Genomic DNA, 24632 nt, shown 5'->3' with positions numbered 1-24632 from the left:
GTCGCGGTGTCCTTGAAGAACAGCGTCAACGACAGACCCTGGTCGACGTGCTGCGTCGCCGCCGCGTATGTGTCGATGACCTTCTCGTAGCCGATCTCGTAGGCATCCTCGTAGTACTCGAGGTTGTCGTTCGTCAGATAGGGCGCCGGGTAGTAGACGCGGCCGATCTTGCCTTCCTTGCGGATCTCGATCCTGCTCGCCACCGGATGGATGGAGCTCGTCGAGTTGTTGATGTAGCTGATCGACCCCGTCGGCGGCACGGCCTGCAGGTTCTGGTTGTAGATGCCGTCCTTCTGCACCGACTCCTTGAGCCGCGTCCAGTCCTCTTGCGTGGGGATCCGGATGCCGGCCTTCTCGAAGAGCTCCTTCACCCGGTCGGTCTTCGGCTCCCACACCTGCTCGGTGTACTTGTTGAAGAACTCCCCGCTCGCATACTTGGACTTCTCGAAGCCCTTGAACGCCGTACCCCGTTCGACGGCAATGCGATTCGACGCCCGCAGCGCGTGGTACAGCACGCAATAGAAGTAGATGTTCGTGAAGTCGACGCCCTCTTCGGAACCGTAGAAGATCCGCTCCCTCGCCAGGTAGCCGTGCAGGTTCATCTGCCCCAGCCCGATTGCGTGGGAGTCGTTGTTGCCCTGCTCGATCGACGGGACCGAGTAGATGTGCGTCTGATCCGACACGGCCGTCAGCGCCCGGATCGCCACCTCGATCGTCTGCGCGAAGTCCGGCGAATCCATCGCCTTGGCGATGTTCAGCGACCCCAGGTTGCACGAGATGTCCTTGCCCACTTGGGCATAACTCAGGTCGTCGTTGAACACCGACGGCGTCGACACCTGCAGAATCTCCGAGCACAGGTTGCTGTGCGTGATCTTGCCCTCGATCGGGTTGGCCCGATTCACCGTGTCCTCGTACATGATGTACGGGTAACCCGACTCGAACTGCAGCTCGGCCAGCGTCTGGAAGAACTCGCGCGCCTTGATCTTCGTCTTGCGGATACGCGCGTCGTCGACCATCTCGTAGTACTTCTCGGTCACCGAGATGTCGGCGAACGGCTGGCCGTAGACGCGCTCGACGTCGTACGGCGAGAACAGGTACATGTCCTCGTTCTTCTTGGCCAGCTCGAACGTGATGTCCGGGATCACCACGCCCAGACTCAGCGTCTTGATGCGGATCTTCTCGTCGGCGTTCTCGCGCTTGGTGTCCAGGAAGCGGTAGATGTCGGGGTGATGGGCGTGCAGGTACACCGCGCCCGCACCCTGCCGCGCGCCGAGCTGGTTCGCATAGGAGAACGAGTCCTCCAGCAGCTTCATGATGGGGATGACGCCCGAGCTCTGATTCTCGATGTTCTTGATCGGTGCGCCGTGCTCACGAATGTTGCTCAGCAGCAACGCAACCCCGCCGCCGCGCTTGGACAGCTGCAGCGCCGAGTTGATGGATCGCCCGATGGACTCCATGTTGTCCTCGATGCGCAGCAGGAAGCAATTGTGCACGACCGCGCCACGAATCGTGTACGTATGCGTCCCCTCGACGTGCAGGTTGTACACCTTCTCCGGAACATCTTGCGTGCGCTTCAGTTCGCGGATTCCGTATACGTGCCGTCCATGCACGACTTGGTATGTGGTGCGCGACGACCCTTTCGCGCCGACGTAGTTGTGCAGGTTCTTGCCGACGTCGAAAATGAAATCTTCGTTGGTGCCGGGTAGCCCGGGGACGAAGACCTGCCCTGTCACATTGCCTGACCGATTGACGTACTGGCGGACTCGGGAAACTATTCCCTGCCGGCGCAGAATGAGTTGGACCTGGTCGATCAGTTCCGGGTTCACCAGGTCGAGCATCATCCCGCCGGTAGTGCTGCACCCGTCCCCGCGGAACAAACCGTCCAACAGCCCGCGCTGGAACTCTTCGTCGGCCGTCAAGACGTCGTGGGACAACCGCTTCGTGCGGTATCCCGTGCCGACCATGGACAGGAACAGAGACGCCACGACCTTGCTGTTACAGATCATGCGCACCGATTGGTCCGAGACGCTCTGGTTGACCGAGAGATCGGTCGCGAACACTCTCTTGAACGCCGCGGCCAACTCTTGCTGGTACTCGAGTTCGTGAGTACCGAGCGTGAAGTGAATGCCATTGGGCGTCGTCGCGCCATCCGGTCCCGACCGCTTGGAGACGTGGCCTTCTGATACGTACCAACCGAGGATCAGGCCGAGGTCATACGACTCTTCGACGTAGCGATTCACCGAGACGAAGACCATGCTGTGGCGCTGCTTGTTGCGATGCTTCTTGTCGCAGTTCACCTTGCGGAGAAGTCCGTCGACCTCTTCGTACTCGCCCGAGCCGACGTGGTCCATCAAGTCGTGGACACGTCGCTCGCGTCCCTCCAGCGGTGCTGCCGTCACGACGAAGTCCGAAGGGTGAACATCCTTCGCAGCGAGCCATACGAATCCGTTGAATGGGTCCGCACCGTCGCCATCGATGAGTGTCTCCACATCCCGCGTTGTCCACACGAGGATCGGGTGCTCGGGAGTGCACCGGATCGGCTCCTTGTGCCCAAAGTGCGAGATTGATACCAGGGCTTGGTGGTTGGGGTTCTCGACGACCGACTCCACCAGGGAGAAAGACCCGTCGTGCGACAGCACCCGGTCACCTGGCTGCAAGGTCTCGATCGCCTTCGGCCCCTCGGGCGTGTCCACTGGAGTCCCGGCTGGGAAGCAGCTCACCGGCTCGCCGCGCTGTTTCTTGCCCGAGTTCAAGAACGTCGGCGTCGCTGGCTGGAAGCGACCGTCGATGATCTCGTCGACGAGCTTCTCGGCCAGCACCGTGTCACCGGCGGCCAGCGTCAGCGACACCATGACGACGCGGTCCTCGAAGCGCTCCAGATACCGCTTACCGTCAAAGGTCTTCAGCGTGTACGAGGTGTAGTACTTGAACGCGCCCAGGAACGTCGGGAAGCGGAACTTCTTGGCGTATGCCCGGTCGAGCAGCGTCTTGACGAAGTTGCGCGAATACTGATCGAGAACCTCGCGCTCGTAATAGTTTTCCTGGATCAGGTAGTCGAGCTTCTCGTCGACGTCGTGGAAGAAAACGGTGTTCTGGTTGACGTGCTCGCGGAAGTACTGGTGTGCCGCTTCGCGGTCCTTGTCGAACTGAATCTTGCCGTCGGCGTCGTACAGATTCAGCATCGCATTGAGCGCGTGGAAGTCAGTGGCCTCCCCGGCGCCCCCTTGAGTCCGGGCGTGCGCGCCGGTGGTTACAGGCTCTGCAGCTGTGACGGTTGGTGGCACGTCTGGTCCTTCCAAAAGTCTTCCAAACCCGCGCGGACGGCCTCGACGTCGTCCGGGGTTCCCATTAGTTCGAAGCGATAGAGGTACGGAACGTCGCACTTGCGGGACACCACTTCACCCGCATAGGCGAACTCGGCACCGAAGTTGTTGTTGCCCGCCGCGATGACGCCGCGGATCAACGATCGGTTGTGTTCGTTGTTGAGGAACGCGATGACCTGTTTAGGGACATAGCCACCGTCATTGATGTTCGGCGTCGCCCGCCCGCCGCCGTAGGTGGGCAACACCAGCACGAACGGCTCATCGACCTCGATGCGCCCGTGCAGCGGGATCCGAATGGCGGGCAGACCCAGCTTCTCGACGAAGCGGTGGGTGTTTTCCGACACGCTGGAGAAATACACGAGATTGCTCATCGTTTTCCTCCTTCCTGCCCGTTCGGATACCCCTATGCCGTGACCGCGACCGCTCCGGCAAGCGCCTTGATGCGATCGGGCCGGAATCCCGACCAGTGGTCGTTGCCGGCGACCACGACCGGCGCCTGCAGGTATCCGAGCGCCATGACGTAGTCACGGGCTTCGCTGTCGAGGCTGATGTCGACCTTCTCGTAGGCGATGCCCTGCTTGTCCAGCGCCTTGTAAGTGGCGTTGCACTGCACGCATGCGGGCTTGGTGTACACGGTGACGGTCATCTGCGGTACGGCTCCTCTACAACTGGCACTGCACTGAGACTGGCAACTGATCTGAAACTGCGTTCCGCTGCGAATCAGCGGCCCTCAAGCCCTCAAAATTCCTAGCGTCCGGGGCCATGATCCCGGGGGCTGGAAACCGACACCGCCGGACTTCTGGGCTCCGGCCGACCTCCGAACCGTGGGGGTCTGTCGGTGTTCGAAACACTACACCTAGTGTCCGACATTGCGAAGGGATACCACATGTTCTGAATAACATTTCTGAAATTCCCTGGTCGTAAGCCCGCCGCCCAGAACACGTGCGGCGTGTCGCACGTCACATTCTGCGCGTGTCGCGGTGTACGCCTATATCTACACCCGGGCACCGACATCTACCGTGCCGCGAACTGTCACGGTGACGGAACAGCAAAGCCGCCGGCGGGTCACGACAGACCCGGCCGGCGGCCGCTAACAGCTGACGTATTTAGGAGACTTCGGCGGCGAGCTTGCCCACAATGCCGCGCAGGGTCTCGACGACCTCGGTGTTCTCCCGCGGATGCTTGCCGTCGAACGCCGTCGCTTGCACCGACAGCTTGAGGTCCTCGACCACCCGCGGCCCGGCGACGCCGAACGACTTGCGGGTCTCGTCGTGCGCCCACACACCGCCGTAGCGGCCCAGCGCGGCGCCGACGACCGCGAGTGGCTTGTCTTTCAGTGCCCCGTTGCCGAACGGTCGGGACAGCCAGTCGATCGCGTTCTTCAACACGCCAGGAATGCTCCCGTTGTACTCCGGGGTGATGACGAGGGTCGCATCCGCCTGGGCGGCCGCCTCACGCAACGCCACAACCGGCTCGGCCACGTCGTCGTTGTCGATGTCTTCGTTGTAGAAGGGCAGCTCGCCCAGCCGGTCGAACAGTTCCAGGCTCACTCCGTCAGGAGCGGTCTCGATCGCCAGCTCAACCAGCTGCCGGTTGACCGACGCCGCGCGCAGGCTTCCCAACAGCACCAACACCTTGGTATCGGACATCTTCACGTTTCCCTTCGGTCGTCTGGAACATACTCGCACGCCTCAACCGGACTGCGGTCCGATTTATTCCGTCTGAACTAAACTGCAGACATGACCGCATCTCCCCCCTTGCGCGAGTTGCCGGTCACGGATCAACCGCCTCAGGAGCGGGGCGACGCTGCCCGTAACCGCACGCTACTGCTCGACGCTGCGCGTCGCCTGATAGCCGAGCGCGGCGCCGACGCGGTCACGACCGACGACATCGCCACGGCCGCAGGCGTCGGCAAGGGCACTCTGTTCCGCCGCTTCGGCAGCCGGGCCGGCCTGATGATCGTGCTCCTCGACGAGGACGAGAAGGTCCAACAACAGGCCTTCATGTTCGGCCCGCCGCCATTGGGACCGGGCGCACCTCCGCTGGACCGCCTATTGGCCTACGGTCGCAGCCGGCTGCAGTTCGTAGAAGCCCACCACTCGCTGCTGTCTGAATCCAACCGCGACCCGCAGATGCGGTTCAACGAGCCAATGATGTTGCACCACCGCCATATTCGCGTCTTGCTGGAAGACGCGGGCACCACCGGCGACCTCGACGCGCAGGCGTTCGCGCTGCACACGCTGCTCGACGCCGACTACGTCCATCTCCGGCTGGAGCGCGGCCAGACGCTCGAGCAACTCGGCGACGCGTGGGAAAGCGTGGCGCGCAAGCTCTGCGGGACATGACGCCACGGTGGGTCCTGCACGTCGACCTCGACCAGTTTCAGGCCGCAGTCGAAGTGCGCAGACGGCCCGAACTTGCCGGGCTGCCAATCATTGTCGGCGGGAACGGCGATCCGAATGAACCACGCAAGGTGGTCACATGCGCCTCCTACCCGGCACGCAAGTTCGGCGTGCACGCCGGCATGCCGCTGCGCACCGCGGCCCGCAAGTGTCCCGATGCGACGTTCCTGGCGCTGGATACCGACGCCTACGACGCCGCGTCCGAGGAGGTGATGAACCTGCTGCGCGACCTCGGCCTTCCCGTCGAAGTATGGGGCTGGGACGAGGCCTACGTCGGCGCCGACGTCGACGATCCCGTACAACTCGCCGAGCAGATCCGCGAAGTCATAGGTCAGACGGAATTGTCGTGTTCGGTCGGAATCAGCGACAACAAACAACGCGCCAAGGTCGCCACCGGGTTCGGCAAGCCGGCCGGAATCTATCAGCTCACCGACGAGAACTGGATGGCGGTGATGGGCGATCGCGACGTTGACGCGTTGTGGGGTGTCGGCCCCAAGACTGCGAAAAAGCTAGCCGGCATGGGCATTACCACCGTTGCCGATCTCGCCGCCACCGACGCCACGCCGCTGACGTCGACGTTCGGCCCGACGACCGGACTGTGGATTCTGCTGCTCGCCAAGGGCGGCGGCGACACCAACGTCAGCGCCGAGCCGTGGGTGCCACGCTCGCGCAGCCACGTCATCACGTTCGCCCACGACCTGACCGACCGCGACGAAATCGACTCCGCCGTCGTCGAACTCGCACACCAAACCCTCAAAGAGATCCTGGCCCAGGGTCGCATCGTCACCCGGGTAGCGGTGACCGTGCGCACCAACACGTTCTATACCCGGACGAAGATCCGCAAGCTGCCATTGCCGAGCGTCGACGCCGACCCCATCACGCAGACAGCGCTGGAGCTGCTGCACCTGTTCGAACTCGACCGGCCCATCCGTCTGCTCGGCGTGCGGCTGGAGCTCAGCCCGCCGGAAGGCGGTTACTAGCGCTTGACTGCCGGCCGCAGCGCACGCGTGAACAGCACGTTGGCCTGTCGCATCGCAACGCTGTAGGGCCACCACGCAACCCGCTTGAACGCATACAGCGCGCGGATGTCGGGCGAGGTGTAGATCAGGAAACGGTTCTTCCGCATGCCGGCCAGGATCTTGTCTGCGACGTGCTCGGGCGCGACAGCGTGTCCGCTGAACCGGTCCGTCCACCGCTTCACGTTCGGATCGTCGCGGTCCACGCCCGCAATCTGAACGGTCTGCACCAGAGGCGTTTTCACCGCGCCGGGCACCACCACCGATACTCCGATGCCGTAGCGGGCCAGGTCGAAGCGCAGCACCTCAGACAGTCCGCGAAGACCGTACTTACTTGCGCTGTAGGCGGCGTGCCACGGCAACGCCACCAGGCCGGCGGCCGATGAAACGTTGACAAGGTGCCCGCCCCTGCGGGAGGCGAGCATGGGCGGGACAAACGTCTCGATGACGTGGATGGGTCCCATCAAGTTGATGTCGACCATCGACTTCCAATGTTGGTGGGTGAGATGGTCGACGGTGCCCCACGCGGATACCCCGGCGATGTTCATCACCACATCCATCGGCTGATGGTTGGCATGGATGTGCTCAGCGAAGGCGGCCACCGCTTCGTAATCGGAGATATCCAGCACGCGGTGTTCGGCCACTTCGGCGCCCAGCGCACGGGCGTCGACGACGGTTTTCTCGAGCCCCTCGTCGTCGCGATCGGTCAGGTACAGCTCGGCTCCCTCGGCGGCCAGCTTCAGCGCCGTCGCGCGGCCGATCCCGCTGGCGGCGCCGGTGAGAAAACAACGCTTGCCGGTGAAGTCGCTCACTGCTCCTGCCCACCCCAGAACGCGCTCAGCCACAACCGCTCCACGATGTCGACGGCACGCGCCGCATCTTCGCCCCGCCCGACGAAGGTGCTGTCGTGCATCAACGTCATCGTCGTCGTAGCCGCCAACGTCCGCACCAAGGCCGGCAGATCGCCGGAAACCGGGCGCGCATCGTGGTCCTGTTCCAGCAGCGCGATGAGCTTGTCGATCACGCTGTCGTAGAAGTCGTCCATCATCTCGCGGATCTGCGCATCGGTATTGCGGGCAACCGCGCATGCCGACAACACCGGATCGTCGTTGGCGTACACCGCGGCGGCGCTGCCGACCATCCGCTTCGCGAACGCCGCCGGCGTCTCGCCGGGCTCCCGGGGAGCGAAGTGATGAGTCAGCTCGTCGAGAAGCTCGTTCGCGTCGGCCAGGATCACGGCGAGCACGGCGTATTTGGAGTCGAAGTAGAAGTAGAAGCCGGACCGCGCGACACCGGCGCGCTCACTGATGGTGCTGACGGACAGGTCAGCGAACGAGCGCTCGTGCAGCAGCTCACGGACCGCAGTGACGATGGCGTCGCGTTGCCGGTCGCCGCGGCTTCGGCGGATCTCGGTGGGCGCGGATTCGGCGGTCATGGGACTAGACCTTGGCATCGCGGCGCGCGGGAACAAAACTTGACATGCGTCAAGTCTGCCATTCAGGATGAGGCTAGGAGTGACAACGGCCACAGTCTTATTCCTCAGGAGCATGTGAATGGCGACGATCAGCACCCCGGAATACCTGCTCGATCAGGCGAGGCGGCGGTTCACCCCGACGCCGAACACCATCCCAGGCATGGGGTTCGTCGAAAAGCGGCTGCTCAACCACCAATGGGATCAGTTCGTGCTGGCGCAACCGCCCGCCGGCAGTGGCCTCAAGCCGGTAATGGGTGACTCGGGGTTGCCGATCATCGGCCACATGGTCGAGTTCTTCCGCCGCGGACCGGACTTCGCCGTGGAGGTGTACCGCAAATATGGTCCGATCCACTATCAGTACACGCCCGCGCTGGCTTCGGTGCTGGCACTGGGACCCGACGCGACGCAGGCCGTCTTCTCGAACCGCAACAAGGAGTTCTCCCAGCGGGCCTGGGATCCGGTCATTGGCCCGTTCTTCGAGCGCGGTCTGATGTTGCTCGACTTTGACGAGCACATGTTCCACCGCCGGATCATGCAGGAGGCCTTCACCCGCTCGCGGCTGTCGGGTTACGTGGGGCATATCGACTCCGTGGCGAGCAAGGTGGTGGCCAACGACTGGGTGGCCAACGACTCGAGGTTCCTGTTCCATCCGGCCGCCAAGGAGCTCACCCTCGATATCGCCTCGATGGTGTTCATGGGTCACGAGCCTGGCACCGACCACGATCTCGTCACCAAAATCAATCAGGCCTTCACCACGACCACCCGCGCCGGCAACGCGATCGTGCGCAAGCCCGTGCGCCCGCTGACGTGGTGGCGCGGCATCGAGGCCCGCAAGACGCTGGAGGACTATTTCGCCGCGCGGGTCGCCGAGACGCGCGGTTCGCAGAGCGCCGACATGCTCAGCGTGCTGTGCCAAGCCGAAGATGAAGAGGGCCAACGGTTTACCGACGCCGATATCGTCGCGCACATGATCTTCCTGATGATGGCCGCCCACGACACGTCGACATCGACGATGACCACCATGGCGTACCACCTGGCGGCCAACCCGGAATGGCAGGACCGCTGCCGCGACGAGTCCGCCCGCATCGGCGACGGGCCGCTGGACATCGAGGCGCTCGAAAAGCTGGAAACCTACGACCTGGTGATCAACGAATCGCTGCGGATGGTCACCCCGTTGCCGATGAATTTCCGGCGGGCCGTGCGCGACATCGACCTGCTCGGCTACTACATCCCCGCCGGCACCGACGTCGTGACGTGGCCGTCGCTCAATCATCGGCTGCCGGAGTTGTGGACCGACCCCGACAAGTTCGACCCGGACCGCTTCGCCGAACCCCGCAGCGAGCACAAGAGGCACCGCTACGCGTTCGCACCCTTCGGCGGCGGCGCACACAAATGCATCGGCATGGTCTTCGGCCAGCTCGAGATCAAGACCGTCATGCATCGGCTGTTGCGTAAGTACCGACTCGAGTTGGTGCGGCCCGACTACAAGCCGCGCTACGACTACGGCGGCATGCCCGTCCCGATTGACGGCATGCCCATCGTGCTGCGGCCGCTGCGCTAGCTTCGTGAGTCACAAGTTCTGTGGCAGATTCCGACGAACGCGGGGCATGCAGAACTGTCGAGACTGTAGTTATCGTGGCCGCTACTCGCTCAAAGTCACGACAACTGCGGTCTCACCGCAAATGCGAAGAAGCGGCGCAGAATTAACGACCCACGACGCTAAGCGGTCAGCAACCGGTTCGCGCAGGCGATGACCGCACGCAGTGCCGACTGCGTCGGGTCGTCCGAGAGACCCATCGCCCATTCGGAGCGCAAGCCGTCGGAAGCGCGAATGAACGTCGCGGTGTGCGAACCGGCGGGAAGCTGGTGAAACGCCGTCATTTCCACCCCTATGCCGCGGTCGTAGAGCATCGCGGTCAGTGCCGCGACGGGTCCGGAAGCGGCAGCGGTCGAGGTGCTGATGCTGCCGCCGACGGCCAGCGTGGCCTGGTAGTTGCGGGCCTGCGGACCAAGCCGGGTAGCGGGCCGCCGGTCATCGGTGCACTGCCAGTGACCCAGGCGCAGCGGTCCCGAGGTGGACGCATATTCGTCCAGAAAATCTTCGAATGACATCGCGTCGGCCTCCTCGCGCAGACCGCGTGGTATCGGTGCATCGATGTGAGCCGCAAAAGGCAGCGGCGCTGCGCTGGTAGCGAATGTGCTTGTCATGTGCCGGTCTTCTCAAACTGGAAGGAATGACCGACGACGTAGCGACGACCCACAGCGAGGGGTCGGTCAGGATCAGACCCCGCTGCGGGTTGCTACTACGAGTCGCCTCGGCACGATCGCGACTCTAGACGACGGTCCGCGCGTCGTGCAAGCGAATTCTCCAACCGCGTACCGTTGCCTGAGTGTGGCCGATGACCTGGGTGGACGCGGCCTTACTCTTCGCAGCGGGAATCGCAGGCGGACTCACCGGCAGCATCGCGGGCCTGGCATCGGTCGCCACCTATCCGGCGCTGTTGGTCGTCGGGCTTCCACCGGTGACCGCCAACGTCACCAACACGGTGGCTCTGGTGTTCAACGGCATCGGATCGGTCTGGGGTTCACGACCCGAACTCACGGGCCAGGGCGCATGGATCAAGCGCATCATCCCGGGCGCCGCGCTCGGAGGCGCGGTGGGCGCGGCATTGCTGCTGGCGACGCCCGCAGAAGGGTTCGAGAGAATCGTCCCCATCCTGCTCGGGCTGGCATCAGTGGCGATCCTGCTGCCACGCGGCGGCAATCAGTACGCACGGGTCGCCAGCCATCACCGCCACACCGTCACGGTGCTGCTCGAAGCCGCGGCGATCTTCGTGATCTGTATCTACGGCGGATATTTCGGCGCAGCGGCAGGTGTGATGCTGCTCGCTCTGCTGTTGCGCGCTGGCGGTGCGACGCTGGCTCATGCCAACGCCGGCAAGAACGTGATCCTTGGCGTCGCGAATAGTGTTGCGGCGCTGATATTCACGTTCTTCGCGCCGGTCCAGTGGCCCGCCGTACTCGTACTCGGTCTCGGATGTCTGCTCGGATCGCGTCTGGGTCCGATCGTGGTTCGTCATGCGCCCGCGGGTCCACTGCGAGTGTTGATCGGGGTTGCCGGCGTCGCGCTGGCAATCAATCTCGGAGTCGACGCCTACACCTAGGCGGGCCGGCTAGTCCAAGTCGAATGGATTGTCGCCCTTGGCGACTCGGGTACCCAGCTCGATGAGATTCTGCGCCGAAGAATGCAGCCGCTCCCCCGCCTCCCAGCTCGCCTGCCCGGCCAAGTAGCGGGACCACGTGCCTTCGATCACGATGCCCAACTTGAAGCACGCCATCGCGACATACCAATCCAGCCTTGACGTTTCGTGGCCACCGCCCGCCAGATACGCGTCGAGCAGCTCGCGCCGGCTCGCAAGTCCGCCCAGCGCCGCGAGTTGTGAACCGGCGTTGATCGGGTTCGGGTCAAGCGGCCAGCAGATCAGCATCCATCCGAGGTCGAGTAGCGGATCTCCGACCGTGCACATCTCCCAGTCGATGAAAGCGGCCAGCTTCGGCCGGTCGCGCCGCAGCAGCACGTTGTTCAGATGCGCGTCGCCGTGCATGATTCCCGCCTCGCCGTCGGGCGGCCGGTTTGCTTCAAGCCACTGCGCCAATTCGGTGACCGCAGGAAATGATTCCGGTGCATAGTTCTCGTGCCGGTAGCTTTCGAGCAGTCGCAGAAATTGCGGAACCTGGCGCTGCAGAAAAGATCCCGGCCGCTTGATGGCCGCCAATGGGCTGCCCTGCCAAGCGACATTTCCAAGCTGGGCGAGACTGGCGGCGTACGACAATCCGACGGCGTGCCGCATGCCGGCGTCGCGCACGTACGCCTCATCCATCTCGTTGCCGGGGTTGAAGCCGTCGACCTCTTCCATCAGGTAGAACACCACACCGAGCACGTCGAGGTCCTCGCAGCCGGCGATGAAACCCGGATGTGGCACAGGCGTACCCGCGAGCGTGCGCAGCACCGCGATCTCGCGAAGCATCGTCTTGTCACTCGTCGACCGCGGGTGCAACGGCGGGCGTCGCAGCACCATCGCACGCCCGTCGACGCGTAGCCGCACCACGATGTTCTGTGAGCCACCGGTCAGCGGCTCTACATCGCTGACCGTCGACCCGAGACCTTCTATGCGCACCCAGCGAAGCAGCGCGGCCTGATCGTCAGAGCTCAGCGTCGGCACTTCGTCGGGCATGCCGACATGGTGTCAGCCCTTGCGCGCCGTCAACAATAAGTACTCCCAATCCATCGTCGACGAGCCGCGCAGGACGCTGTCGCCCAGTCGCGCGATGTCGGCGTCGAGCGACGCGACGCGATCCGGATCGTCGCCGATCGCGCGGTACGCCGAGATCGTCGGCCCGTAGTTGGCCTTGAAGTAGTCGCGGAACGCGGCTCCGTCGGTGAAGCGGTCGACGGTCAGCGTCCGGCGCTCGGTGACCACGTCGGTGACGCGCTCACCCAGCAGCGCACGCACGTGGTCCTCGCTGCCCCACAGCGGCGGCGGGGACACCCCCGGCGGCGGCGCTGGCACATACGGCTTCATCGTCGCGAACAACTGCCCGATGAATCCCTCCGGCGTCCAGCTGATCAACCCGATCCGACCGCCGGGCTTGCAGACCCGGATCAGCTCGTCGGCCGACTGTTGATGATGCGGCGCGAACATCACCCCGATACAGGACAGCACCACGTCAAACTCGTTGTCGGCGAAAGGCAGCGCCTCGGCGTTGGCCTCGCGCCAGTCGATATCGACCCCACGTGTGGCGGCCAGCCGGCGGCCGTGCTCCAACAGCTCTGGGCACAGATCGCTGGCGATGACGGTGGCGCCGGTCGCGGCGGCGGGAAACACCGCATTGCCGGTACCCGCCGCGATGTCGAGCACCTTGTCGCCAGCATCGATGCCCGCCGCGGACACCAGCACAGGTCCGAGCGGTGCGACCACCTCGTCGGCGATGGTGCTGTAATCCCCGAGCGCCCACAGCGCCCGGTGTTTGGCCTCCAGCTCGCGGTCGGCGGTGACAGCGTTCATCGAGCCTCCTTCTGTCCAGGTAGAGCTATCGTCTCGCCCCCGATCGTGCAGATCCAGTAACAGATCTGTACCGGCACTGGTTCTATATCTGTACTGGTCATACACAGCACGGAGGTAGCCAAATGTCCGGATACGGCCAGTTTTGTCCGGTCGCCAAGGCGATGGAACTGCTCGACGAGCGATGGACCCTGCTCGTCGTGCGGGAGCTGCTACTTGGCAGCAGGCATTTCAACGAGCTTCGCCGCGGTGTGCCGAAGATGTCACCGGCGCTGCTCTCCAAGCGGCTCAAGTCGCTGGCTCGCGCCGGCGTGGTGGAACGCGACGAGATCGACGGGCGCACAACATATTCGCTCACCGACTGCGGGAAGGAACTCGCCACGGTCGTCGATGCGCTCGGCGCGTGGGGGGTGCGCTGGATCGGCGAACTCGGCGAGCAGGACCTCGATCCGCACCTGCTGCTGTGGGACATGCGACGCACCATTCCGATCGAGGCATGGCCGCGCTCACGCACGACGCTGGCCTTCCACCTCGACGGCGTGGCCCCCAGGGCGTCGCGGTGGTGGCTGGTGGTGGCCGACGGCCAGGCCGACGTCTGCGACTTCGACCCTGGCTATGAGGTCGCGGGCACCGTCGAAACCAGCCTGCGCGCCCTCACCAGGATCTGGCGCGGCGACGTCGGCTGGTCGCATGCGTTACTCGACGGCAGCGTCGCAGTGTCTGGGCCGGCTGACGTACGCAGGGCTGTCCCGACGTGGATCGGCCAGGGGTCGTCGGCGGCCGTGCCGCGGCCGGCGTGAAAGCCGTTTAGCTGTCCTTGTATTGGAGGCACGGCCCAGCGCCGTTGATGACGCCCTCGCGGAAAGCTTTCACGCGGGCCCATCCGGCGCCCTGGCGCTCGACGTCGCCCTCGCCGCGGAACACCAGCAGCGCCTTGATGCCCTCGTCGAGGTCACCCGGTGAAATGTGGTACGTGCTGGTGTCGGGACGGTTGTAGAGAATGACACTGGCCGTGTACGCCCCGGCCAGGCAGTCGCCGCGCAGCGTCGACGTCTTCTCGTCCGACTCGTCGCCAAGCCGGGTCAGCGCGGCCAACCCATACTGCGTGGCCAGCAGCGTCGCGACGGCGTAGTCGCCACCCTGTTTGTAGACCTGCGGCATGCCGTTTACGTTGTCCCAGCCCACGTAATCGTCTGGCACGCAATAGAACAGAACGTAGCCCTCGGCTGACTGGTCGCCACACTTCGGCGGATGGTTCGGGTCGAACGGCTCGAGCCCGCGCACCGGCGGCCACGGCTTACCATCGGCCACCTCCGGATACACGTGCGTCCAGTAATCCTCCAGGTCGTACGGCACGCCGTTGACGATCGAGTCATAGGGCGCGTCGCCGCCGCGGGCCTCGTCCTCGGCGTCGTTGAACGGCAACTCCAGCACCATCGGCTCGTCGTCGCGATAGTCCTTGCACTTCTCTGGTCCGCTCTCGAAACCGTCCTGGAAGGCACTAACGCGGTCGAAGCCGCTGCCGTGCGCATTCGGGTCGATATTCGACGTGCCCGGAGTGTCACGCAGATCGAGGATGCCGGCAAGGGCCGTGTCCAGGTCGGCCGCGGTCACCTTGAACACGCCGTCATCCTTCGCGTGCTTGGACCAGGCGCCCGCGAAGCAGTCCGCCTGCAACTCCTTTGTCACCGTTCGCGCCGTGAAGTTGGACCTTCCCTGCACGGCATGCCCCCACTCGTGCGCCAGCACGACTGGAATGACGAAATCGCCGTACTTGTCCTTCAGTTCGGGCAGCAGGCCCTCGGCGTCCCACGCGACAACGTCTTTGGTCGCGCAGTAGAACGCGTTGCCTGAGATTTCGTCTGCAGCAGATGCACACGGCGGCAGGTCACCCGACGACGGGATGACGGCAAAGAAACCGCCCTTGACCGGTTCGTAGTCCTTGCCGTAGAGCTGCGGGAACTCTTTACCCCAGTAGTCCTGCAGGTCGGCGATGGCCTGCATCGCCAACTTGTTCACCGGCTGTGAGGAATCGCCATGGATCTCGATATTGCTGGTGTCGGGAGCAGTCTGCTTGTGAGCCGCTTGCGGCTTGGGTCCCCCGCAAGCCGCAAGGAGCAAAACGACAGCCACGACTGACCACACCTTGATGCGCATGGGCAAACATTAGCGGCGTGGATTGGAATTGGCTTGGAAAGTGCTGAAGAATCAAGATCAGTCGAGGATTCGCCGCGCCACGTTCGTCGTTATCAGGTCGAGAAGCTCGTCGCCGCGGCCCGCCAGGATCGTCCGGATCGCGTAGAGGGAGAACCCTTTGGCCTGTTCGACAGTGATCGCCGGGGGTATCGAGAGCTCCTGACGGGCCGTCACGACGTCGATGAGGGCAGGCCCGTCGAACGCGATTGCGTCGGCGAGCGCCTGCTGCAGGTCGGCCGGCTGCTCGACGCGTCGGCCGAAGATGCCCATTGCTTGCGCGACGGCCGCGAAGTCTGGATTGACGAGCTCGGTGCCGAAGTTGACGATGCCCGCGGCCTTCATCTCCAGCTCGACGAAGTTCAGCGACGAGTTGTTGAACACGATCACCTTGACCGGCAACCGGTTCTGGATGAGCGTAATCAGCTCACCGAACACCATCGTCAAGCCGCCGTCGCCTGCCAGGGCGACAACTTGTCGGTCGCGGAAGACGGTCTGTGCGCCGATAGCGAGCGGCAGCGCACACGCCATGGTGCCGTGGTTGAACGAGCCGATGAGGCGACGCCGGCCGTTCATCGTCAGGTACCGCGCCGCCCACACCACCGGCGAACCGACGTCGACGGTGAACACGGCATCGTCGGCGGCGAGCTGGTTGGCAAGTCCTGCAACATATTCCGGCCGGATGGGGGTCCGGTCACGATCGTTGACGGAAAGCTCGTCGAGTGACTTGCGGGTCTTGCGATAGTGGCGCAGGGAGCGGTCGAGGTGTTCGCGGCCGGTCTTCTGCCGCAGCATGGGTGCCAGCGTGGCCAAGGTATCTCTGACGGTGCCGACCAATCCGAGGTCGATCGGGGTGCGACGGCCGAGGTTGCGTCCGCGGATGTCGACCTGAATCACCTTGGCGTTGTCGGGATAGAACTGCCGATACGGAAAGTCGGTGCCCAGCATCAGCAGCGCGTCGGCCTCTTTGATCGCCTTGTAGCCGGAGGCAAAACCGAGCAGACCGGTCATCCCGACGTCGAACGCATTGTCGTATTCGATGAACTCCTTGCCGCGCAACGCATGAACGACCGGGGCGTTGAGCGTGCCGGCCAGTTGGATCAATTCGTCGTGTGCACCGGCCACGCCCGCACCGCCGAGGATCGTGACAGCTTCTGCGGCATTGAGGATTTCAGCCGCCTTGCGCAGCGACTCGTCGTCGGGCCGGACGACCGAGCGCGTCGCGACGACCGGACGCGCCTGCCACGCCGACGCGTCGGCTTTCTGCAGGAAGATCTCGCCGGGCACGACGACCACCGCCACGCCGTTTTCTTCAACGGCGGCCCGCATCGCCATCTCGAGGATCCGCGGCGCCATCTCCGGCGTGCTGACCAGTTCCCTGTAGACGCTGCACTCGCGGAACAAGTCCTGCGGATGGGTCTCCTGGAAGTACTCGGAGCCGATCTCCGTGCGTGGGATGTGCGCGGCGATCGCCAACACCGGCACCCGGCTGCGATGCGCGTCGAACAGACCGTTGATCAGATGCAGATTGCCCGGGCCGCAACTGCCCGCGCACACCGCCAACTGTCCGGTCAGCGCCGCGTCAGCGGCCGCCGCGAATGCCGCGGTTTCCTCGTGACGGACGTGCTCCCAAGAGATTTCGCCCGAACGCCGTATCGCATCGGTGAACCCGTTGAGGCTGTCGCCAGGCAGGCCGTAGACGCGGCGCACACCGCTGACCGTCAGGGCTGAGATGACGTGATCAGCGACCGTTGCCACTCCGGCAGCCTATGTGATTTCGGCGCGCCAACATGCGCAGAGGGCCGGTCAGCGCGCTGAAATCGCAGTTACTTGGGCGCGAAGCGCTGACCGGCGTCCAGCCGGATGCACTGACCGTTGAGCATCGGGTTCTCGACGATAGCCAAGGCGAGTTTCGCGTACTCCTCAGGCTTGCCCAGACGCTTGGGAAACGCGGCGTCCTTGGTGAGTTGGTTGGCGAACTCGTCGGGAATGCCCTGGGTCAAACCGGTGGCGAACAGGCTCGGCGCGATGGCCAGCACCCGGATGCCCATGCTGCCCAGGTCGCGCGCCATCGTCAGGCACATGCCGGCGATGGCCGCCTTCGAGGCGGTGTACGCGACCTGTCCGATCTGCCCTTCAAACGCCGCAATCGATGCCGTGTTGATGATGACGCCGCGCTCCTCGGCCTCGTCATCAACGGGTTCGTTCTTGCTCATCTGCCACGCGGCGAGCCGACTGATGTTGAAGGTGCCGATGAGATTGAGATCGACCGACTGCCGGAAGGAGTCCAGGCTGTGCGGACCGTTCTTACTGATGGTGCGTTCGCCGATGCCGCCGCCGGCGGTAGTGACCGCGATGTGCAGTCCACCGAGGGCCTCGATCGCCTGCTGCAACACCTGCTCGGTGCCGGCGAAATCGGTGACGTCCACCTCGTGGAACGTGCCGCTGATCGAGTCGGCCACCTCTTTGCCGTTCGACTGCGGTCGGTCCAGCACCGCCACGCTGGCGCCACGCTTGGCCAGCGCCTCTGCGGTCGCGCGGCCGAATCCCGACGCGCCACCGACGATGACGGCCTTCTTGCCCTCGATCTCCATCTAGCTCCCTTTCAAGACTGTGGTGGGACCGTCATGCAACATATCTCATCGCCCATCCGGTAAGCCTTTCGGGTACGGTCACGACTTCGTAAGACCTGGCGATTCAGGACGCAGGTAGGTTTTCGTTATGACCAGACCAGCTCCCGAATCGCAGATGCTGGCAGGGATAGCGGCGGCGGCCGTCGCACTCGGCGTCACCCAGCTGGTCGCCGTCGCGTTCGGTCCGCAGGCCGACGCCCGCACGGCGGTCGGCTCGGCGGTCATCGACCTGACACCCGGGCCGGTCAAGGAATGGGCGATTCAGACCTTCGGCACGGCCGACAAACTCGCGTTGTCGATCCTCGTACTCGGCGTGATCGCGCTGATCGCGGCGGTGACCGCCCGATGGGAGACGCGTCGTGTCCCAGTCGGCAGCGCCGCCATCGTCGTCGCGGGGATCTTGGGGGGTGCGGCGGTGCTGTCGCGGGCGGGCGCGACGTGGGCCGACATTGTGCCGACGGTGGTGGGCACCGTCTGTGGTGTCGCGGTGCTGCGGCTGCTCACATCCGGGCGGTGGGTGGACGAATCCGTCGACACGGAGGCGTCGGACTCTCCCGACCGCGGTCGACGGCTCTCGTTGGTGACCTTGGGGTTTCTCGGCGCCGGCGTGGCCAGCGGCGTAGGCGGTGTCGTACTGTCCCGGCTGCTGTCGTCGGTGTCCGGCGACCGAGACGCCTTCGCATTGCCGCGCGTCGGCGTCGCCGCTCCCCCCGTGCCGCCGACAGTGCAGCCGAAAGGTGTTGCGCTGCCGTCCTTTGTGACGAGCAATGCCGATTTCTACCGGATCGACACGGCGCTGACGGTGCCGCAGCTGAGCCGATCGGACTGGCAGCTCAAGATCCACGGCATGGTGGACCACGAGATCACCTATCGCTTCGAGGATTTGCAGCGATTCGACGCCGTCGAGAAGGTGGTGACACTGACGTGCGTATCGAATCCCGTTGGCGGCGACCTTATTTCGAATGCGGTATGGACGGGCTACCGGATGCGTGACCTGTTGGCCGAGGCCGGGGTGCATCCCGACGCGGACATGGTGCTGTCCATGTCGATCGACGGGTTCACGGCCGGCACACCCGTCGACGCGCTCACCGATGGCCGCGATGCGCTGTTGGCGATCGGGATGAACGGTGAGCCGCTGCCGACCGCGCACGGCTATCCCGCGCGACTGGTGGTGCCGGGGCTGTACGGGTACGTGTCGGCCACCAAGTGGGTCGTCGACTTGGAGCTCACACGGTTCGACCGGGCCGAGGCGTACTGGACGCGGCTGGGATGGTCGCCACGTGGGCCGATCAAGACGGAGTCCCGCATCGACGTCCCGCGCAGCGGCCAGGACATCGCCCGTGGGCCGGTCACGTTCGGCGGCGTCGCCTGGGCGCAGAACCGGGGTGTGCGCGCCGTCGAGGTCCGTATCGATGACGGCGACTGGCAGCCCGCCGCGCTCGGCACGAGCTACTCCAACGACACCTGGCGGTTGTGGAGCTTCGACTGGCAGGCCACACAACCGGGCCCGCACACCATCACCGTGCGGGCCACCGACAACACCGGGGCGGTCCAGACGTCTGATCAGGCGGACCCGGTCCCCGACGGCGCGACGGGCTGGCACACCGTCTCGTTCGCCGTGAAATAACTCCCCCTCGCGAAGCGGGGCCCCCACCGCGAGCGTGCGTGTCTGCACACCGACACGCCGAAAAATCAGGTGCAAACGCGCACGCTCGCGCCTAGTTTGGCGTGCTGTGGAAGCAGCACAGATATGGCGGAACAGGTTGCGCGACGCGCTATTGACCGCCCGTAAGGACCGCGACACCGTGAGCGTTTCGGCTCTGCGCTCGGCGCTGAGCGCGATCGACAACGCCGAAACGCCCGACGGTGCCGGCGTCGACGCGTCGGCAAGCGACACGGTCGCGGGTGCCGTCGTCGGCCTGGGCGCGGCCGAGGTTGCGCGACGGGAACTCTCCGATGCACAGATTCGCATGCTGCTGCACGCCGAGATCGACGAATGGTTAACCGCGGCCGATGATTTCACTGCGCACGGCCATGCTCAGCGCGCCAGCGCGCTGCGGGCAGAGGCGGCGGTGCTCACCGGCTTACTCGGAGATGTCTGAGTCCCGTGTAAGGCTGAGCTCGTGCAGCTCGTAGAGGTCGCGTCTGCGTCGGCGGAGGTCGGCGCCACTTCGGCGCGGCTCGCCAAGATCGCCCGCATCGCCGACCTGTTGCGTCGTACCGGCACGAAGGCCGACCCGCGGTTGGTGGCCGTCGTCGTTTCGTGGCTGTCCGGTGAACTGCCACAACGGCAGATCGGCGTGGGCTGGGCGGCGCTGCGTTCATTGCCACCCCCTGCGGGTGAGCCGTCGCTGACCGTGCTCGGCGTCGACGCGGCGCTCAGCGACATCGGACAGGTTGCCGGAAAGGGGTCGCAGGCACGACGCGCCGAGCTGGTTGGCGGGCTTTTCGCAGCAGCCACCGAGAACGAGCAGACCTTCCTGCGCCGGCTGCTCGGCGGCGAGCTGAGGCAGGGCGCGCTGGTCGGAGTGATGGCCGACGCGGTGGCCAAGGCAGCGGACATCCCGGCGGCGGCGGTGCGCCGTGCCGCGATGCTCGCCGGCGACCTGCCTGCCGTCGCAGCCGCGGCGTTGACGGGAGGCGAGGCGGCGCTCGAACAGTTCACGCTCAAGGTCGGCCAGCCGGTGGGTCCGATGCTCGCACAAACCGCGACGGGCACCGCTGAGGCGCTCGAACATCTTGGTGGCACAGCAGTTTTCGAAGCCAAGCTGGACGGCGCGCGGGTGCAGATCCACCGCGCGGGTGATGCGGTGTCCATCTACACCCGCAGCCTCGACGACGTCACCGCACGCTTACCGGAGGTGGTTGAGGCCGCGCTGGCGCTGCCCGTCACCGATCTGATCGCCGATGCGGAGGCGATTGCGCTGCGGCCCGATGGTCGCCCGCACCGCTTCCAGGTGACGGCGTCGCGATTCGGGCGCAGCGTCAATCTTGCGGCCGCCCGCGAATCGCAGCCGCTGTCGGTGTTCGTGTTCGACCTGCTGCATCTCGACGGCGAAGACCTGCTGGACCAACCGACCAGCGAGCGAGTTGCCGCCCTGGACGCCATCGTCCCGAAAATCCATCGCGTGGATCGACTGATCACCGACGACGCCGACGCCGCGCAACGGTTCCTCGAGGTCACCCTCGACGCCGGACACGAAGGGGTGATGGCGAAGTCGCTTACCGCGCCGTACGAGGCGGGCCGTCGCGGCGCGGGCTGGCTGAAGGTCAAGCCGGTGCACACGCTGGATCTTGTGGTGCTCGCCGTCGAGTGGGGCTCGGGTCGCCGCACCGGCAAGCTCTCCAACATCCACCTCGGCGCGCGGGATCCGGCGACGGGCGGATTCGTCATGCTGGGAAAGACTTTCAAGGGGATGACGGACGCGATGCTGGAGTGGCAGACCACTCGCTTCATGGAATTGGCCGACGGAGCCGCGCAGGCGGCGCCATCAGGCACGAGTCCGACTGACCGCAGAATCATCAAACTTCGGCCCGAGCAGGTGGTCGAGATTGCGTTCGACGGAGTTCAGGGCTCGTCACGTTATCCCGGCGGAATGGCCCTGCGATTCGCCCGGGTGCTGCGCTACCGCGATGACAAAAGCCCAGCTGAGGCCGACACCATCGACACCGTGCGTGCCTTCTACGAGCGTGGGTCATAACCGAATCGATACCCCGAATCGCCCCAATGCCCTTCTAGCGGTGAAAGGATCACCTGAGGTATCTGACACAGTCGAGCCGACGAGGGAGAGACCGTGGCTACACCCACCGCCGCACCATCGGACCGCATCGAGGAGCAGGACGGCGATGTCACCTACATCCGCACCGATAAGGACCTGCCGCCGGTAGCGATCATCGATCGGTCCCCCATCACCACCAGACACAAGATCGTCTTCGGCATCATCGCGCTGCTCGGCGCGATCGCGTGGGCGATCATCGCGTTCTTCCGCGGGGAGACCGTCAACGCGGTGTGGTTCGTGATCGCTGCCATCTGCACCTACGTGATCGGTTTCCGGTTCTATGCGCGGTTGATCGAGATGAAAATCGTGCAGCCGCGCGACGACAACGCCACTCCCGCTGAGCTTTTCGAGAATGCCACCGACTACATGCCAACCGACCGGCGCGTGCTGTACGGCCATCATTTCGCCGCAATCGCGGGTGCGGGGCCGCTGGTAGGCCCGGTGCTCGCCATGCAGATGGGCTATCTCCCGGGAACCATCTGGATCATCATCGGCGCGGTATTCGCCGGCTGCGTGCAGGACTACCTGGTGCTTTCGATATCCGTTCGACGGCGCGGCCGTTCGTTGGGGCAGATGGCTCGCGACGAACTCGGAGCGATCGGCGGTGCTGCCGCCATCATCGGCGTGCTCGTCATCATGGTGATCCTGCTCGCGGTGCTCGCACTGGTGGTCGTGGGCGCACTCGCCGAGAGCCCATGGGGCGTCTTCTCCATCGCGATGACGATTCCCATCGCGATCTTCATGGGCATCTACTTGCGGTTCCTGCGACCGGGCCGGGTGTCGGAGGTGTCGCTGATCGGCGTCGCACTGCTGCTGCTGGCGGTCATTTCCGGCGGCTGGGTTGCCGAAACCTCCTGGGGCGCTGACTGGTTCACGCTTTCGAAGGTGACCCTGTCGTGGTGCATCATCATCTACGGATTCTGCGCGTCGGTGCTGCCAGTGTGGTTACTGCTGGCCCCCCGCGACTACCTGTCGACGTTCATGAAGGTCGGCACCATTGCGCTGCTGGCGATCGGCATCCTGTTGGCCCGCCCAATCATGGAAGCGCCTGCCGTCTCGCAGTTCGCCACGAAGGGCACCGGCCCGGTGTTCGCCGGCTCACTGTTCCCATTCCTCTTCATCACAATCGCCTGCGGCGCGCTGTCGGGCTTCCATTCGCTCATCTCGTCGGGCACCACACCGAAGCTTCTGGAAAAGGAAAGCCAGATGAGGCTGATCGGCTACGGCGGAATGCTCACCGAGTCGTTCGTCGCAATCATGGCTCTGATCACCGCGGCCATTCTCAACCAGCATCTGTACTTCGCGATGAACGCGCCCGCCGCGCAGACGGGTTCCACGGCGCAGACGGCCGCGCAATACGTCAACGGACTGGGCCTGTCGGGTGCACCGATCACTCCCGCTGAGATCACACAGGCAGCCCAAGACGTCGGCGAGAAGTCAATCGTGTCGCGTACCGGCGGCGCCCCGACGTTGGCTTTCGGCATGTCAGAAGTGCTGCACCAGGTATTCGGAGGCACGAGTCTCAAGGCGTTCTGGTACCACTTCGCGATCATGTTCGAGGCGCTGTTCATCCTCACCACGGTCGATGCGGGTACGCGCGTCGCGCGGTTCATGCTGTCCGACGGACTGGGCAATCTCGGTGGACCGCTCAAGAAGCTGCAGAATCCAAGTTGGCGCGTGGGCGCGTGGATCTGCAGCGTGATCGTCGTCGCCGCATGGGGCGGCATCCTGCTGATGGGTGTCACCGATCCACTCGGCGGGATCAACACGCTGTTCCCGTTGTTCGGTATCGCCAACCAGTTGCTGGCCGCTATAGCGCTGACGGTGGTCACCGTCGTGGTGGTCAAGAGGGGTCTCGTGAAATGGGCGTGGATACCGGCGATCCCGCTGCTCTGGGATCTCATCGTCACCCTCACCGCGTCGTGGCAGAAGATCTTCTCGGCGGATCCGAAACTGGGCTATTGGAAGCAGCACAGCATCTGCGAGGCCGCGCAGGCAGCGGGAAAGCTCTGCCTCACGGCGAAGACTCCCGCTGATGTCGACAAGATCGTCCGCAACACATTCATCCAGGGCACGTTGTCAATCGTGTTCGCGTCCGTCGTCGTCATCGTGTTTGTCGCTGGGGTCGTCGTCGTGCTCAAGTCACTTCGTGGCACGGGCAAACCGCTGACCGAAGACGAGCCGGTGCCGTCGCGCATCTTCGCGCCATCGGGCCTTATCCCCACCAAGACAGAACGGGAGGTGCAAGAGCAATGGGACGCGCTGCCGAAATCGCAAGCCAAATCGGTTGGTACTGGAGCACATTGATGGGCGATAACCACTATCGCCGCTATGTCGCCCATCGCCGGCGCACGCACCCCGGCGAGGTTGTACTGTCCGAGCGCGAGTATTGGCGCATGCGGCACGACGCGACCGAGAACAACCCGAATCCCCGCTGCTGCTAGTTGCGGCGGGGCCCGCCCGCGATTTTGCGTCAGGCTGCGATTCGCCCGGATCGACGACCACGACGCAGAAATCGGCATACGGTCGAGGCATGCCAGCGCGCCGCCAAGCAGCCGCGCGCTAAACTGTCGGCCATACGGTAAGGGAACCAGGAAGGGCGGCCCCGTGAACAAGGACGACATGATCTTGATCAGCGTGGACGATCACATTGTCGAGCCGCCGGACATGTTCAAGAATCATCTGTCCAAGAAGTATCTGGATGAGGCGCCGCGGTTGGTGCACAACCCGGACGGGTCGGATACCTGGC

General features: G+C 64.6%; 21 protein-coding genes and 4 pseudogenes. 11 read left to right on the top strand and 14 right to left on the bottom strand.

The annotated features are described in order from the left end of the window. The 6 genes and pseudogenes from nrdE to VJV41_RS28135 form a co-directional block, all read right to left on the bottom strand. Positions 1 to 1487: pseudogene (nrdE, locus tag VJV41_RS28160) on the bottom strand (class 1b ribonucleoside-diphosphate reductase subunit alpha); the annotation flags it as partial. A 24-nt stretch (positions 1488 to 1511) separates the two neighbouring features. Then, positions 1512 to 2693: pseudogene (locus VJV41_RS28155) on the bottom strand (LAGLIDADG family homing endonuclease); the annotation flags it as partial. Positions 2694 to 2708: 15 nt separating this feature from the next. Continuing rightward, a pseudogene (locus VJV41_RS28150) lies at positions 2709 to 3284 on the bottom strand (ribonucleotide reductase N-terminal alpha domain-containing protein); the annotation flags it as partial. Beyond that, a complete protein-coding gene (nrdI, locus tag VJV41_RS28145; RefSeq protein ID WP_325339402.1) occupies positions 3251 to 3694 on the bottom strand; it encodes a class Ib ribonucleoside-diphosphate reductase assembly flavoprotein NrdI in 444 nt (147 codons plus the stop codon). The gene nrdI and the pseudogene VJV41_RS28150, both read right to left, overlap by 34 nt. A 32-nt stretch (positions 3695 to 3726) precedes the next feature. After that, positions 3727 to 3969, bottom strand: a complete 243-nt coding sequence (locus VJV41_RS28140) for a redoxin NrdH (protein WP_325339400.1) — start codon at positions 3967 to 3969, stop codon at positions 3727 to 3729. Between the two features lie 460 nt (positions 3970 to 4429). Then, positions 4430 to 4972, bottom strand: coding sequence for an NADPH-dependent FMN reductase (locus tag VJV41_RS28135; RefSeq protein ID WP_325339399.1), 543 nt, complete (start codon positions 4970 to 4972; stop codon positions 4430 to 4432). A 90-nt stretch (positions 4973 to 5062) separates the two neighbouring features. Here VJV41_RS28135 and VJV41_RS28130 point away from each other — a divergent pair, with 90 nt between their 5' ends. Beyond that, positions 5063 to 5668 carry a helix-turn-helix domain-containing protein gene (locus tag VJV41_RS28130; RefSeq protein ID WP_325339397.1) on the top strand — a complete coding sequence of 202 codons (606 nt, stop codon included), beginning with the start codon at positions 5063 to 5065 and terminating at the stop codon, positions 5666 to 5668. Beyond that, entirely contained in the window at positions 5665 to 6705 is a 1041-nt protein-coding gene (locus VJV41_RS28125) for a DNA polymerase IV (protein WP_325339395.1), read from the top strand. Before VJV41_RS28130 ends, VJV41_RS28125 begins: the two co-directional genes overlap by 4 nt. Here the strand turns inward: VJV41_RS28125 and VJV41_RS28120 are convergent. Next, a complete protein-coding gene (locus VJV41_RS28120) occupies positions 6702 to 7571 on the bottom strand; it encodes an SDR family oxidoreductase (protein WP_325339406.1) in 870 nt (289 codons plus the stop codon). The two genes, VJV41_RS28125 and VJV41_RS28120, sit on opposite strands and share 4 nt — an antisense overlap. Continuing rightward, a complete protein-coding gene (locus VJV41_RS28115) occupies positions 7550 to 8176 on the bottom strand; it encodes a TetR/AcrR family transcriptional regulator (protein ID WP_325339393.1) in 627 nt (208 codons plus the stop codon). The genes VJV41_RS28120 and VJV41_RS28115 overlap by 22 nt, the downstream gene beginning before the upstream one ends. Positions 8177 to 8294: 118 nt before the next feature. Between VJV41_RS28115 and VJV41_RS28110 the strand changes: the two genes are divergently transcribed. Continuing rightward, positions 8295 to 9776, top strand: a complete 1482-nt coding sequence (locus tag VJV41_RS28110) for a cytochrome P450 (protein ID WP_325339391.1) — start codon at positions 8295 to 8297, stop codon at positions 9774 to 9776. 158 nt (positions 9777 to 9934) lie between these two features. Here VJV41_RS28110 and VJV41_RS28105 read toward each other — a convergent pair whose 3' ends face one another. Next, positions 9935 to 10423: a homocitrate synthase gene (locus VJV41_RS28105; protein WP_325339390.1), complete on the bottom strand. Its 489-nt coding sequence runs from the start codon at positions 10421 to 10423 to the stop codon at positions 9935 to 9937. 191 nt (positions 10424 to 10614) lie between these two features. Between VJV41_RS28105 and VJV41_RS28100 the strand changes: the two genes are divergently transcribed. Then, positions 10615 to 11379: a sulfite exporter TauE/SafE family protein gene (locus VJV41_RS28100; protein ID WP_325339404.1), complete on the top strand. Its 765-nt coding sequence runs from the start codon at positions 10615 to 10617 to the stop codon at positions 11377 to 11379. Between the two features lie 9 nt (positions 11380 to 11388). Here the strand turns inward: VJV41_RS28100 and VJV41_RS28095 are convergent, their stop codons facing one another. Together VJV41_RS28095 and VJV41_RS28090 are read right to left on the bottom strand one after the other, a co-directional pair. Next, positions 11389 to 12450: a phosphotransferase family protein gene (locus VJV41_RS28095; protein ID WP_325339389.1), complete on the bottom strand. Its 1062-nt coding sequence runs from the start codon at positions 12448 to 12450 to the stop codon at positions 11389 to 11391. A 12-nt stretch (positions 12451 to 12462) separates the two neighbouring features. Beyond that, entirely contained in the window at positions 12463 to 13281 is an 819-nt protein-coding gene (locus tag VJV41_RS28090; RefSeq protein ID WP_325339387.1) for a class I SAM-dependent methyltransferase, read from the bottom strand. A 122-nt stretch (positions 13282 to 13403) separates the two neighbouring features. On the opposite strand from VJV41_RS28090, the gene VJV41_RS28085 reads away from it, so the two are divergent. After that, positions 13404 to 14078, top strand: a complete 675-nt coding sequence (locus tag VJV41_RS28085) for a helix-turn-helix domain-containing protein (RefSeq protein WP_325339386.1) — start codon at positions 13404 to 13406, stop codon at positions 14076 to 14078. A gap of 7 nt (positions 14079 to 14085) precedes the next feature. Here the strand turns inward: VJV41_RS28085 and VJV41_RS28080 are convergent, their stop codons facing one another. The 3 genes from VJV41_RS28080 to VJV41_RS28070 form a co-directional block, all read right to left on the bottom strand. Then, positions 14086 to 15411, bottom strand: coding sequence for a neutral zinc metallopeptidase (locus VJV41_RS28080; protein ID WP_325339385.1), 1326 nt, complete (start codon positions 15409 to 15411; stop codon positions 14086 to 14088). Positions 15412 to 15492: 81 nt separating this feature from the next. Next, positions 15493 to 17229, bottom strand: a complete 1737-nt coding sequence (gene poxB / locus VJV41_RS28075) for a ubiquinone-dependent pyruvate dehydrogenase (RefSeq protein WP_325339383.1) — start codon at positions 17227 to 17229, stop codon at positions 15493 to 15495. Between the two features lie 68 nt (positions 17230 to 17297). Next, entirely contained in the window at positions 17298 to 18065 is a 768-nt protein-coding gene (locus VJV41_RS28070) for an SDR family NAD(P)-dependent oxidoreductase (RefSeq protein WP_325339381.1), read from the bottom strand. A 127-nt stretch (positions 18066 to 18192) separates the two neighbouring features. On the opposite strand from VJV41_RS28070, the gene VJV41_RS28065 reads away from it, so the two are divergent. The 6 genes and pseudogenes from VJV41_RS28065 to VJV41_RS28040 all read left to right on the top strand — a co-directional run. Then, positions 18193 to 19731 (top strand): molybdopterin-dependent oxidoreductase, encoded by a 1539-nt coding sequence (locus tag VJV41_RS28065; RefSeq protein WP_325339379.1) that lies wholly within the window; start codon positions 18193 to 18195, stop codon positions 19729 to 19731. Positions 19732 to 19909: 178 nt separating this feature from the next. Continuing rightward, positions 19910 to 20206 carry a glutamyl-tRNA amidotransferase gene (locus tag VJV41_RS28060; protein WP_325339377.1) on the top strand — a complete coding sequence of 99 codons (297 nt, stop codon included), beginning with the start codon at positions 19910 to 19912 and terminating at the stop codon, positions 20204 to 20206. 21 nt (positions 20207 to 20227) lie between these two features. Beyond that, on the top strand, positions 20228 to 21805 hold the full coding sequence (locus VJV41_RS28055) for an ATP-dependent DNA ligase (RefSeq protein WP_325339375.1): 1578 nt from the start codon (positions 20228 to 20230) through the stop codon (positions 21803 to 21805). A 93-nt stretch (positions 21806 to 21898) separates the two neighbouring features. Continuing rightward, the gene (locus VJV41_RS28050; protein WP_325339373.1) at positions 21899 to 24190 is read left to right on the top strand and encodes a carbon starvation CstA family protein; all 2292 of its coding nucleotides are present in this window, start codon (positions 21899 to 21901) and stop codon (positions 24188 to 24190) included. After that, positions 24136 to 24327: a YbdD/YjiX family protein gene (locus VJV41_RS28045; protein WP_325339371.1), complete on the top strand. Its 192-nt coding sequence runs from the start codon at positions 24136 to 24138 to the stop codon at positions 24325 to 24327. The genes VJV41_RS28050 and VJV41_RS28045 overlap by 55 nt, the downstream gene beginning before the upstream one ends. Before the next feature lie 163 nt (positions 24328 to 24490). Further along, positions 24491 to 24632: pseudogene (locus VJV41_RS28040) on the top strand (amidohydrolase); the annotation flags it as partial.

Source organism: Mycobacterium sp. (genome assembly GCF_035274705.1).
In the GTDB taxonomy this organism is placed as follows: domain Bacteria; phylum Actinomycetota; class Actinomycetes; order Mycobacteriales; family Mycobacteriaceae; genus Mycobacterium.
This window is presented reverse-complemented; position numbering and strand designations above follow the sequence as displayed.